At 64.8% G+C, this 11,465-nt stretch carries 12 protein-coding genes; 4 read left to right on the top strand and 8 right to left on the bottom strand.

The window, feature by feature from the left end; genetic code table 11:
* Positions 1 to 50: 50 nt before the first annotated feature.
* Both NCT05_RS19255 and NCT05_RS19250 read left to right on the top strand, forming a co-directional pair.
* Positions 51 to 236 (top strand): oxidoreductase-like domain-containing protein, encoded by a 186-nt coding sequence (locus tag NCT05_RS19255; protein WP_372492483.1) that lies wholly within the window; start codon positions 51 to 53, stop codon positions 234 to 236.
* 92 nt (positions 237 to 328) lie between these two features.
* Positions 329 to 838, top strand: coding sequence for a DUF1993 domain-containing protein (locus NCT05_RS19250; RefSeq protein ID WP_008353409.1), 510 nt, complete (start codon positions 329 to 331; stop codon positions 836 to 838).
* Between the two features lie 18 nt (positions 839 to 856).
* Here the strand turns inward: NCT05_RS19250 and NCT05_RS19245 are convergent, their stop codons facing one another.
* Positions 857 to 2,152, bottom strand: a complete 1,296-nt coding sequence (locus NCT05_RS19245) for a virulence factor family protein (RefSeq protein WP_250435742.1) — start codon at positions 2,150 to 2,152, stop codon at positions 857 to 859.
* Positions 2,149 to 4,743 (bottom strand): bifunctional lysylphosphatidylglycerol flippase/synthetase MprF, encoded by a 2,595-nt coding sequence (gene mprF, locus NCT05_RS19240; protein ID WP_250502960.1) that lies wholly within the window; start codon positions 4,741 to 4,743, stop codon positions 2,149 to 2,151. The genes NCT05_RS19245 and mprF overlap by 4 nt, the downstream gene beginning before the upstream one ends.
* Before the next feature lie 411 nt (positions 4,744 to 5,154).
* Here mprF and NCT05_RS19235 point away from each other — a divergent pair, with 411 nt between their 5' ends.
* Entirely contained in the window at positions 5,155 to 5,511 is a 357-nt protein-coding gene (locus NCT05_RS19235) for a hypothetical protein (RefSeq protein WP_250502959.1), read from the top strand.
* 16 nt (positions 5,512 to 5,527) lie between these two features.
* Here the strand turns inward: NCT05_RS19235 and NCT05_RS19230 are convergent, their stop codons facing one another.
* Both NCT05_RS19230 and NCT05_RS19225 read right to left on the bottom strand, forming a co-directional pair.
* Complete coding sequence (locus NCT05_RS19230) at positions 5,528 to 6,049, bottom strand: hypothetical protein (RefSeq protein WP_250502958.1); 522 nt, start codon at positions 6,047 to 6,049, stop codon at positions 5,528 to 5,530.
* Positions 6,050 to 6,194: 145 nt separating this feature from the next.
* Positions 6,195 to 6,890, bottom strand: coding sequence for a response regulator transcription factor (locus NCT05_RS19225; protein ID WP_033536135.1), 696 nt, complete (start codon positions 6,888 to 6,890; stop codon positions 6,195 to 6,197).
* A 195-nt stretch (positions 6,891 to 7,085) separates the two neighbouring features.
* On the opposite strand from NCT05_RS19225, the gene NCT05_RS19220 reads away from it, so the two are divergent.
* Positions 7,086 to 7,538 carry a response regulator gene (locus NCT05_RS19220; protein WP_008353416.1) on the top strand — a complete coding sequence of 151 codons (453 nt, stop codon included), beginning with the start codon at positions 7,086 to 7,088 and terminating at the stop codon, positions 7,536 to 7,538.
* 111 nt (positions 7,539 to 7,649) lie between these two features.
* Here NCT05_RS19220 and NCT05_RS19215 read toward each other — a convergent pair whose 3' ends face one another.
* Genes NCT05_RS19215 through NCT05_RS19200 form a run of 4 tightly spaced genes read right to left on the bottom strand, consistent with a single transcriptional unit; the run spans position 7,650 to position 11,426 of the window.
* Positions 7,650 to 8,585, bottom strand: a complete 936-nt coding sequence (locus tag NCT05_RS19215) for an aldose epimerase family protein (protein ID WP_250502957.1) — start codon at positions 8,583 to 8,585, stop codon at positions 7,650 to 7,652.
* On the bottom strand, positions 8,582 to 9,490 hold the full coding sequence (locus NCT05_RS19210; protein WP_033536134.1) for an ABC transporter permease: 909 nt from the start codon (positions 9,488 to 9,490) through the stop codon (positions 8,582 to 8,584). The genes NCT05_RS19215 and NCT05_RS19210 overlap by 4 nt, the downstream gene beginning before the upstream one ends.
* Entirely contained in the window at positions 9,490 to 10,353 is an 864-nt protein-coding gene (locus tag NCT05_RS19205; protein ID WP_175979312.1) for an ABC transporter permease, read from the bottom strand. Before NCT05_RS19205 ends, NCT05_RS19210 begins: the two co-directional genes overlap by 1 nt.
* A complete protein-coding gene (locus tag NCT05_RS19200; protein WP_008353423.1) occupies positions 10,350 to 11,426 on the bottom strand; it encodes an ABC transporter ATP-binding protein in 1,077 nt (358 codons plus the stop codon). Before NCT05_RS19200 ends, NCT05_RS19205 begins: the two co-directional genes overlap by 4 nt.
* Positions 11,427 to 11,465: the final 39 nt, after the last annotated feature.

Here is an 11,465-nt window from a genome sequence, read left to right as displayed (position 1 = left end):
AAAGTCTAGCCGCCCGCGTCCGCTCAGCGAAGCCGATGCACAATGAAGCGATGAACGATCCATCCCGCCCCGCCGACGATCCTCGCCCGACGCCGCCCGAGCGTCCGCTGCCGGAAGACTGCTGCCGCAGCGGCTGCAATCAGTGCGTGTTCGAGTTGTACAGGGAAGCGCTGGAGCGCTACGAGGCCGACGTGCGCGCGTGGGAAGCGCGGCATGCGCAGGCTTCCCGTTCGTGAGTGACTCCGGCCGATTCGAGCAGGCAACCGGGCGCGGCGCTATGCTTGTGACCCCTGTCGCTGTCGAATCCGAACCTCAAGGAGCGCAACCCATGTCCCTCACGATGTATCGCGCATCGATTCCGGTCTTCATTCGCGGACTCGAAGTCTGTGCGGACCTGCTGAAGAAAGGCGCCGCCTTCGCCGATGAAAAAGGCCTCGCTCACGCCGATGTGATCAACGCGCGCCTCGCGCCCGACATGCTGCCGCTCGCCGCGCAGATCCAGCGCGCGAGCGACACGGCGAAGCTCTCGGCGGCGCGTCTCGCGGGCATCGAGGCGCCGCGCTTCGAGGACAACGAGGACAGCTTTCCGGCGCTGCAGGCGCGCATCGAGAAGACGATCGCGTTCCTGAAGAGCATCGACAAGGCTTCGCTCGCCGGCTGCGAAACGCGCACCGTCACGCTGAAGTTCCCGGATTTCTCGCCTTCGTTCTCAGGCGACGATTATCTGTTCGGCTTCGGCTTGCCGAACTTCTATTTCCACGTCGTCACGACCCACGACATCCTGCGCCATCTCGGCGCGCCGATCGGCAAGCGGGATTATCTCGGCCCGCTCAAGTAAGCCGGTCGCGGCGCTGCGTTATTGCTGCCGCGCCGCGATCTGCTTGCGCCAGCCCGCGAGAATCCGCCGCGCGAGCACATCGTAGTCGCCGCCGAAGTGATGATCGCCCGGCAGCTTCACCACTTCGATGCCCGTCTTCGTCAGCGCGGGACACAGCGTGTCTTCTTCGTTCGCGCCGTAGATGCACTGCACCATCGATGGCGGCAGTTTGTCGAATTCCGGCCGCACCTTCAGCGCCTTGTCGCTCGCCTTCATGCCGAGCCAGCCCGTCACGCGAATCTGGAAGTCGGCGTCGGGCGCGAAGCCCATCAGCGAGATATACGACACCTGCGCGCGGACTGCGTCCGGCAGACGGTTGTACGCGAACGGCATCACGTCCGCGCCGAACGAATAGCCGACGAGCGCGACATGGCTCGTATGCCAGCGCGCGTTGTACGTGCGGATGATTCGCGCCAAATCGTCGGCGGTTTGCTGCGGCGACTTCTCGCTCCAGAAGTAACGCAGCGAGTCGACGCCGATCACCGACACGCCATCGCGTTGCAGCGCCAGCGCCATCGTTTTGTCGAGATCGCGCCAGCCGCCGTCGCCGGAAATCACGATCGCCAGCAAGTCGGTCGGTTGCGCGGCGCGCAGTTCGATCAGCGGGAGATCGGAGACATCGTTCTCGGTCGGACGCCCGGCTTTTTTCAGACGCGGCGCCGTCATCGCGACGAGCGCGTCGGCCTTCGAGCGGTTCGCTTCCAGCACGGCCGTGTATTCGAAGAAGCCCGGCAAACCCTTTGCGTGGATGATGGTCGCATCCGGCGCGCACGGATTGAAACGCGGGTCGAGCATCGGGTCGGCCGCAAGCGAGACCGCGCCCGCGACGGTGTTGTCCGGCGCCTGCTTCAGCGCGCTTTCCGCGACCATCGCGCCCTGCCCGGTGCCGACGAGAATCGGCGAAAAATATCGATTCGACTGAACGGTGCGTTCGAGCTGATGGCTCATGTTTTCCGCATCGCCGACGAGGTTGTGGCAGGACTTCTCGGTCTTGTCGGCGGCGAGGCGCGCGGCATAGCGCGGCGTGTCGACGCCGATGACCATCGCGCCCTTGGCAGCGAGCGCGTCGGCGGCCTGCTGATCGGCCGGCGTCCAGCCGCTCTTCTCGGAAAACAGCACGACGAAGCCGGTCATGTCGCCCGCAGGCTTCGTGAGTTGGACCTGACCGTAACGTCCGCCGGAGATCGACTCGGCGGCATGCGCCATACCCGTCACGGACACACCACAGACGGCGGCCACCACGAGCGCCGCCGCTTTCTTGCAAAGGAATTTCATGAACGCCAGCCGCCCGCGAGGAGCGAAAGATCCGCCAAAGTGAAAAATACGCCGACCGAGCCGGACGCCGCCAGATAGCGCGGCTCCCAGCGCGGCTGGAACTTGCTTTTGAATCCGCGCAGACCGCGGAAGTTGTAGAAACGGCCGCCGAAGCGCCACACCAGTCCGGCCATCCGATGCCACGGCGATGCGAGCGGCGTCGGCTCCATGCCCGACAGCGGCGCAATGCCGAGCGACAGCGACTTGAAACCCGCTTCCTTCAGATGCAGCGCGAGCTTGGTGAAGAGATATTCCATCGCATAGGGTGACGCGGCCGAAACATGGCGCATCACGCCGACGGTCGCTTCGGTGTTCATGTCGGTCGTCATGAAAGTGACGAACGCGACCGGCTCGCCCTGCTGGCGCACGAGCAGCACCGACTGCGCCGCGAGGTATTCCTCGTTGAACGCCGCGACCGAGAAGCTCTTCTCGCGCGCCGAGCGGCTGCCGAGCCAGTCGTCGGAGATGGCGCGCAACATCGGCATGCTTGCTCCGATGCGCTCCGGTCCGATGACTTCGGTGTCCAGACCGTCGCGCTCGCCCCGTTTGATCGCATAGCGCAAATGCGAGCGATGCGAGCCCTTCAGATCGAAGTCGGACAGAGCGACATGCGCTTCCTCGCCGAGCTTCATCAGCGTGAGGCCGGCGTCGAGATAGAGCGGCAGCGCATCGGCGCGCACCTGATAGAACGCCGCGCGGCCGTTGTGCGCGTGCGCGAGCTCGACGAACTTGCGGATCAGTTCGGCCCACTCGCGGCGCGGACCGACCGGATCGTGCAGCGCGGCCCACGTGCGGCCGTGTTTCGCGTACATCAGAAAGGCTTCGCGCGACTCGGAGAAGAGGAAGCTCTTGTCACCCATCATCGCGAGGCCGGCGTCGCTGCGTTCCTGCGCGCGCAGGATGCGTGCGGCATCGGCGAGATCCTGCGGCGCGGGCTTCACGAAGCGGCCCGCCGCCGGGCGCAGCAGTTGCCACACCGCGAACGCGGACGCGAACAGCGCCGCCGCGAGCGTCGCGCGCAGCGCACGCGGGGCGCGCTCGTCGAATGCGAACTGCCACCAGAGATCGCGGCTATAAGGCACGTCGCGGAAGGCGAAGAACATGATCCACACGGCGAGCGCCATCACGACGCCGATCGAAATGAGCCACGTCGCGGTGAAACGCTCGGCGAAGAGCGATGAACGGCGATTGAAGCGCTCGCGCGTCAGGACGAGCAGCACGACGAGAAACGCGAGCACGCCCACTTCGACGAACGCGAGACCTTTCGCGAGCGACAGCGCGAGGTTGGCCACCGCGAGAATCAGCGCGAGCCACCAGGCGGCGTCGAGGCGGCGCATGAGACCGCGCGCGACGAACAGCAGCAGCACGCCGAGCACCGAGCCGAGCAGTTGCGAGCTTTCCAGCACCCAAAGCGGCACGATGGTCTGCAACAGCGCGATACGCATCTTGAACGCGGGCGTCGCGCCCGAGATGACGAGCATCGAGCCTGCCGCGAACGTGACGATCGACAGGAACAACGGCGCAAGCTGCGAAACGTGATGCGGGCTCAGAAAATTGAAGCGGCCTTTCAGCGCGCGGCCTTCGAAGGCGGCCATGACGCCGGCCGACAGGATCAGCGGCAAGCCGAAGTAGATCGCGCGATACGCGAGCAGCGCGGCGACGACGTCCGGCGTCTGTGCGCTGCCGCCGAGCGCGAAGACCATCGCCGCCTCGAACACGCCGACGCCGCCCGGCGTATGGCCGATCATGCCGAGCAGCATCGCCGCCGAGAAGACCGTCATGAATTCGCCGAAGCCGACCTGGGGATTCGGCAGGAGCGCCCAGAGCGCGAGTCCGGCGCCGAACACGTCGACGACGGCGAGCGCGGCCTGCGCGACGAAATCGCGGCGCGCCGGCACGGTGAACGACAGCCACTTCCAGCGCGAGTGCAAAGTGCGCGGCTCGCGGCCGCAGACGATGACCATCGCGGCGAAAACGGCGAGCAGCGCCGCGCCGGTCGCGCGCAACGCGGCCGGCGGCAGGTGCATCATGCCGGAGAGCGTCTCCGCGCCGAACACCATGCCGGCGGCGGCCATGAACGCGAGGGACAGCGCGAGCGTGATGCTCGTGAAAATCGTCAGACGGCCGACTTGCGCGGGCGTGACATCGGCCGCGCCGTACACGCGGCAACGCACGGCGCCGCCCGTCAGCGCGCCGAAACCGGTCACGTTGCCGAGCGCCGAACCGACCGTCGCGCCGACCCACAGCAAAGACCGCGGCACCGCGACGCCGATGTGACGCAGCCCCACGGCGTCACGCCCGACGAGCGCGGCGAAGCTGAGCGCGGTGGCGAACAGCGCGGCGAACCACGCTTGCGCCGTCATCATGCGCAGCGAGTGCATGACCGACTTGTAATCGACCGAGCGCGAAAGATGCTGGAAGACGACGAGCAGCAGCACGCAGATGACGACCGTGAGCACGGGCGCGGCGAGCCGCTGAAGATCGACGCCGCCGGACGAACGTCCGATCGGGGAAATGGCGCGAAGCCGGGCGAGCAACTTTGTGCGAGACATGCGTTCTATGAAACTGGCTCACGCTGCGTTTCGTCAGCGAATCGACGACGGCAACGGTACGTCAAGGTTATCGGGGTCCACGCATTGCCGGGACTTCGCGCGGACGGAGAGCGCCATTTCGGCTCCCGCCGCCCGCGCTCGCGCCATACAAAAGGCTTCAACGTGTGAAACGCCTATATAACGGCCATGGTTGACCCGACTTGACCAATATTGGGAAAACTACGGATCGAAAGCTTGCTTTCAGATCTGGCGCGGAGTTCCGGACAGCGCGACCGGCACGAACGAGCGGTCGCCCATGCTTTACGGTTTGTCAGGGAAACGGTTAGGATCGACGGCCGTGAAGCTTGTCGGGCATCGAATAGACGCGGGTCGGTAGCTTAAGCGGATACTACAGAAAAAGGCATCGGAATCATGAGAAAAACCACATCGATCTTGTTCGCCGCCATCGGCGCGTGCGCCCTGAGCGCCTGCGTTTCGACCGACGACGCCCTGCTCAAGACCGTCCCGTTCGGGTCGGGCACGTCGCAGTACAAGCCGTACGAGTTCGTCCGCTGCGTGAAGGAAAAATGGACGCCGATCGCGCCGCGCGTGCGCGAATACTCGCCGAGCTCCGACACGCTGGCCGTCTCCGTGCCCAGCGGCGGCCTGACGAGCCAGTCACTGGTGCTCGTCATCGCGCAGGCGTCGGCGAACGGCACGGGCTACACGATCTACGGCGACATCGCGGCGGCCGGCCGCTACGTCACCGCGACGCACACCTGCGATTAACCCCGGTTTCCGCGCTTCAGGAGGGCTTGCCGTTGCGCATGTCGACGCCGGCGAGATGCGTCCCGACGACACGCCCGATCAGATAACCATCCGACGCGCACGCGTTGACGCGCTCCTTTCCTTCCCACTGGATCTTGTATTGATCGTCCTGGGAATGAACGGCCGATGCGTCGAACTTGCGCTTCGCCTTGCCGCCGTTGCGCACGTCTTCGCTGACGAGCCGGTTCCATGTCAGCGCATAGCCGTAGCGCACGCCGTCGGCGAACGCGTTGTCGTCGCAGACTTGCGATGGCTGCGTCGTCTTGAGCATCAGGTGATAGCCGTTCGCGGTGCCGACCATGATGCGCCTTTCCCCCGGCGGGGCCGGCGCGACGGGCGCCTTGACCGCCGCCTGAGCCGCTTGCGCGGCCGATGCCGCCGATGCCGCCGCGGCCGCGTCCGTGTCGTTCTGCTGCGGAAGCGGCGCACATGCGCCAAGAAGCAGCGCCGCTGTCACCGTGAATGCCGTGCCGGCGCCTTGCATTTTCGTGAACGTCATCCTGCGAATCACCTACGCTGACCCCATCTCAAATTTAGTCCGGGCTCTACCTTACCATCCCCGGGATGATTCATCGGACCGATGAAAAAAAGACGACGCGGACGCCCTTTCGGTGCGCCCGCGTCGAGGAAGAGAAACGGGAGGCTCAGGAGGCCGACGACGTATTGCTCATCGGCATTTCGATCCCGCGCCGCGCCATTTCGACGATTAGAAACGTTCGCCGCGTGACGTGAAAGCGCGCGAGCAGATCGCTCGAATATTCCTTCGCGGTGTTTTCGCTGATGTTCATCTTTCGCGCGATCGCCTTGTTCGACAGCCCTTGCAGCAGATAGCGCAGCGTCTCGGTCAGGCGCGGCGGCAGTTCGAGCGATTCGATCGTCACGCCCGCGTGCGGCGAAACCGGCTTCGGGCTGTGGCCGCCCTTGCCCAGCACCGTATTCGGCAAATAGACGCGCCCGTTCAGGATCGTTTTCAGCGCCTCGCGAAACACGCCCGCGCCCTGCTCGCTGCCCTTCGAGATGAATCCGCACGCGCCGTTCTTGATGCATTCGAGCACCGTGTCGCGGTCATCCTGCGCCGACAGCATGATCGTCTGGACCTCGCGTTCTTCTTCGCGGATCCAGTTGAGCAGATCCATGCCGGTCGCCTGGCCGCGCAAGTGGTAGTCGAGAAACATCAGATCGTAGGTATTGGCGGAAAGCTTGGCTTTCGCCTGCTCGACTCCATCGGCTTCGTCGATTTCGAGCAAAGGCTCGTTCGCCAGGATCAGGCTTTTCATCGCGCTCCTGGTGAGCCCTTCGTCCTCTACTAGCAACACAGTTTTGAAATAGCCATTTTCCATTGCGACGCTCCGAGAACGGTTCCGATATTACGCGCGCCTTGCCCGACTTCCACCCTCCTTTCGCAGGGATACATTCGGCAGTCTCCCAAAATCTCCTGCGTTCCCCTCCCGCGCCGGGTTTAGCGACCGCCACGTTCGGCCGAAACTGAACGCAGTCGAATCACCACGTAACCCAAAACGAGAATGGAGGATGAGATGTCAAGCCGTCTGGCCGCCAGCGAAAGCGAATTCGCATTGTGGCGCATCAAGCGGGCGCGTACCGGAGACGCATCGCGCCGTGTGCTGATCGCCCACAAGGACAAGTCGATCGGCGATTCGCTCGCCGTGCAACTTCGGCTCAAAGGCTTGCAGGTCATCCTTTCGCAGGATCTGAAGTCGGTGCGCGCGCTGGTCAATAGCTGGCATCCGCACGCGCTGCTTCTCGACACGAGCCTTGACAACGAATCCGGCTACGTCTTTCTGCGCACGTTGAGTACGGACGGCGATGTCACCGGCCGCCTGCTCGTCGCGATGAGCAACGTGTGGCCCGCCGATCCGGTGCAGACGCTCAAGGACGCCGGTTTCGACGCCCATTGCCGCCGGCCTTGCGCGACGTGGCGCATCGTCGATCTCGTCGAATCGTTCTTTTCGATGCCGCTCACGCGCTGAGTCGATGGAGGTGCGCCATGAACACGGATATTTGCATCGTCGGGGGCGTGCTGCCCGCGAACGCATCGCGCTGCCGCGCGGTCCGCGAGCGCGCCTGTGTCGAAGCGCGCGTCAGGCGGCGGCGCCGTCGTGCCGGGCCGGGTTCGCGCCGGCTGCCATCGAGAGCGACGCCTGTATTTCACTACCTGGCTCGATGACGGCGATGCCCGTCCCGCGCAAGCCCTGCGCCGCGAGATTGAAGCCGTCGCTCACGTGCGACACCGGTTCGACGCACAGATAACCCGCCCCGGCCGGACAATGCACGACGACGTGACCGAGCGCGTCGTCGGCGATCAATCCGAGCGTGCGGCCGTCGGCGTAATGCAGCGTCGCACGGCCGTCCCAGCCGCTCAGATAGCGCGTGTACCCTTCCGTCTCGCGTTGGTGGAGAAGCGCGGGACGTTCGTCCGTCGGCTCGATCGCGATTTCGGCTTCGTGACGCCAATGCGTCGTCGTATGGAGTTCGGCTTCCAGCGCGACGAAATACGGATGAAAACCGAGGCCGACCGGCATCGGGCTCGACGACCGGTTCGCGACACGCATCGACAGCCGCGCGCCATCCGCATTGGCCTCGATCAGTTGCACGGCCTCGAACGCCCACGGCCAGCCGTGCTCGCCCTCGCCGTGCGTGTAACGCATCACGACGCAATCCGCCTCGTGCAACTCGACGCTCCACGCCGCGTACTGGCCGAATCCATGCAATGCGTGCGTCATGCTTGGAAACGTCGCCAGTTCGACGACGGAACCGTCCGGCGCGGGAAAACGCGCATCGCGCACGCGATTCGAAAACGGCACGAGCGGATAGCTGCCGCCCTTGGGCCACGCATCGCAAGACCAGCTCGCGACTGTCACCGGCGCGAGCCAGTCATGCAATCCGCGCGCATCCCGCGTGGCGAAGCGCGTGATGCGCCCGCCCGCCATCGGCGCGATTTCGATCACATGCGGCCCGCTCGCGATACTCAGGCGCGGTTCCGCGTTCAGCTCTCCAACTGCACGAAATTTCGTCACTGCTTCTGTTCCTTCACGCGCGACACGAGCTGCGTCGGGCTCACGAACTGCAACGCGATCAGCACCCAGATCATCGTGATGGCCATGTAGATCATCGCCATCGCGTCGATGGACTGCGGCGCGCGCACGCCCGTCGAGAACACCGCGTAGTACAGCGCGACGACGAGCGTCTGCGTCGTCGGACCGGCGGTGAAGAACGTCAGCTCGAACATGCCGATGGTCCGCACCAGCACCAGCAAGCCGGCAGCCAGCATGCCCGGCACGAGCAGCGGCAGCAGCACGTAGCGGAAATACTTCGCCGTGTTCGCGCCGAAGATGCGCGCGGCCGATTCCAGATTCGGATCGATCTGCTCGATGAACGGTGTCATCACGAGAATGACGAACGGCAGCGCAGGCACCAGGTTCGCGAGGATCACGCCGGTCAGCGTGCCCGCGAGATGGAACTTGTACATGACCGTCGCCATCGGGATGCCGTAGGTCACGGGCGGCACCATCAGCGGCAGCAGGAAGACGAGCATCGCGAAACGCTTGCCGGGGAATTGCACGCGGGCGAGCGCATACGCGGCGGGCACGCCGAGCGCGATCGACAGCAGCACGACCGCGCCGACCACTTCGAGCGTCACGAGCAGCACGCTCGAAAGCTGGAAGTCGCTCCACGCCTGCGCGTACCAGTGCAGCGTGAAGCCTTGCGGCAGCAGCGTGCCGAACCAGCGCGTCGCCACCGAATTCACGGCGACCGTCGCGATCAGCAGCAGCACGTTGACGAGGAAGAAGGCCATCGTCGTCCAGACGAAGAACTTCCATAGCCTGGCGCGCAGGCTCGCTTGCTGTTTCATCTGTTTGCCCGTGCTTCGAGTCGGGGCGCCGGCCTGCCAGCCGGACGCCGCGCGGTTATCGGTCGTCATTATCCCTTGCCTCCCGTCACCGGACCCGTATAGAAGAAGCGGCGCGCGCCGAGCATGCCGCCGACCACGAGCAACTGCACGAAGCCCATCACGATCGCGATGGTCGATGCGAGCGCGTAGTCGTAGTTTTCGAACGCAGCCTCCGATGCGGCGATCGAGATCACGCGCGTCGGGCCGGCCGGCGCGCCGAGCAGCACCGCCGACGGAAACACCGAGAACGCCTGCACGAACGAGAGACACGCGGTCATCGTGAGGCCGGGCAACAGCAAGGGCAGATAGATCTGACGGAACTGCTGCCACGGATTCGCGCCGAGCGTGGCCGCCGCGCGCGCGAGCGTCGGATCGATGCCGGTCACGTACGAAAGCGTCAGCAGAAACGCGAACGGAAATCCCGACACGATCAGCGAAATCAGCACGCCCCAGTAGTTGTGCGTGAGACGCACTTCATCGCCGTAGAGATGCAGCGCCTGCAACGCCTGCGGGAACCAGCCGTTCGGACTGAAGTACGTGAGCATGCCGTCGGCGATCAGCACGGTGCCGAGCGTCACCGGCACGACGAGCAGCGTCGTCGCGAACTTCTGCCACGGCGACGTGCGGCGCAGCGCGAACGCGACGGGCACCGATACGCCGACGTTGATGATCGTCGCGGGCACGGCGAGCTTGAGCGTGACGATGATCGTCGGCCACATCGACGAATCGGTGAAGAACGTGACGTAGTTCGCCCATATGCCGCCGCCGTTCATCGGATTGAACGACAGCATCAGCCCGTAGGCGAACGGATAGATGAACAGCGCGAGAATGAAGATGAGCGCGGGCGCTACGAGCCAGCCCTTCGGATCGCGCTGCGCGGGAAGCGCGATCATTTTTCTTCTCCGTACACGAGCGTCTTCGAAGGCGCGACGCGCAGCGTGATGCGCTCGCCTTCGCTGCATTCGCCCGCGATGCGCGCCCAGAGCTTGCCGAACGCCGTATCGATGATGATGAGCGAATCGCGTCCGCCGTACTCGACGACTTCGACGTGCGCGTCGAACGCGTTTTCCGTGCCGGGCGCGACGCGCTCCATGTCTTCCGGACGCAGCGCGACCGCAACGCGCTTGCTGTCGAAGCCTTCCATCGGCGTGCCGAGCAGCCTGACGCCGTTCGCGTTCACCGCGACGCAATCGCCCTGCGTGCCTTCGAGCGTCGCCTGCACGACATTGCGAAAGCCCATGAACCGCGCGACGTGCAGGTTCTTCGGACGCGAATAGACTTCCTTCGGCGACGCGACCTGCTGCACGACGCCCTCTTTCATCACGACGATGCGATCGGCCATCGAGAGCGCTTCGTCCTGATCGTGCGTGACGTAGATCGTCGCGCGCTCCAGTTTGCCGTGGATGCGGCGAATCTCGGCGCGCATTTCGATGCGCAACTTGGTGTCGAGGTTAGAGAGCGGCTCGTCCATCAAAACGAGCGGCGGTTCGATGACGATCGCGCGCGCGATCGCCACGCGCTGTTGCTGGCCGCCGGAAAGCTGACCGGGCAGCTTGGCGTCGTGGCCGATCAGTTGCACGAGTTGCAACGCGGCTTTCGCCCGCTTCGTCGCTTCGGCCTTGGATACCCCGCGCATCTTCAATCCGAAACCGACGTTGTCCAGCACCGACATGTGCGGAAAGAGCGCGTAGTTCTGAAAGACCATGCCGAAGCCGCGCTTTTCGGGCGGCAGCACGTCGATACGTTTGTCGTCGAGCCAGATGCCGCCGCCGGTCAACGGCTGCAATCCGGCGATGCAGTTCAGCGCGGTCGACTTGCCGCAGCCCGACGGTCCGAGCAGCGCGATGAACTCGCCGCGCTGGATGTTCAGATCGAGTCCCTTCAACGCCGCGAGTTGCTGACCTTCGGCGTTGGTGAAGCTGCGCGAGACCGAGTCGAGGCGCAACTGCTCAAAAGTGTGCTTCATGACATTTCCTGCGCTTTTTTGTACAAGCGGCGACGCTCC

This window comes from Caballeronia sp. AZ7_KS35 (assembly GCF_023631045.1).
Lineage (GTDB): Bacteria > Pseudomonadota > Gammaproteobacteria > Burkholderiales > Burkholderiaceae > Caballeronia > Caballeronia zhejiangensis.
This window is presented reverse-complemented; position numbering and strand designations above follow the sequence as displayed.

Coding starts and splice junctions, on each gene's coding strand:
- NCT05_RS19235 (WP_250502959.1), top strand. CDS start 5,155: ATGAGAAAAACCACATCGATCTTGTTCGCCGCCATCGGCGCGTGCGCC.
- NCT05_RS19250 (WP_008353409.1), top strand. CDS start 329: ATGTCCCTCACGATGTATCGCGCATCGATTCCGGTCTTCATTCGCGGA.
- NCT05_RS19225 (WP_033536135.1), bottom strand. CDS start 6,890: ATGGAAAATGGCTATTTCAAAACTGTGTTGCTAGTAGAGGACGAAGGG.
- NCT05_RS19230 (WP_250502958.1), bottom strand. CDS start 6,049: ATGACGTTCACGAAAATGCAAGGCGCCGGCACGGCATTCACGGTGACA.
- NCT05_RS19255 (WP_372492483.1), top strand. CDS start 51: ATGAACGATCCATCCCGCCCCGCCGACGATCCTCGCCCGACGCCGCCC.
- NCT05_RS19220 (WP_008353416.1), top strand. CDS start 7,086: ATGTCAAGCCGTCTGGCCGCCAGCGAAAGCGAATTCGCATTGTGGCGC.
- NCT05_RS19200 (WP_008353423.1), bottom strand. CDS start 11,426: ATGAAGCACACTTTTGAGCAGTTGCGCCTCGACTCGGTCTCGCGCAGC.
- NCT05_RS19245 (WP_250435742.1), bottom strand. CDS start 2,152: ATGAAATTCCTTTGCAAGAAAGCGGCGGCGCTCGTGGTGGCCGCCGTC.
- NCT05_RS19205 (WP_175979312.1), bottom strand. CDS start 10,353: ATGATCGCGCTTCCCGCGCAGCGCGATCCGAAGGGCTGGCTCGTAGCG.
- mprF (WP_250502960.1), bottom strand. CDS start 4,743: ATGTCTCGCACAAAGTTGCTCGCCCGGCTTCGCGCCATTTCCCCGATC.
- NCT05_RS19210 (WP_033536134.1), bottom strand. CDS start 9,490: ATGACGACCGATAACCGCGCGGCGTCCGGCTGGCAGGCCGGCGCCCCG.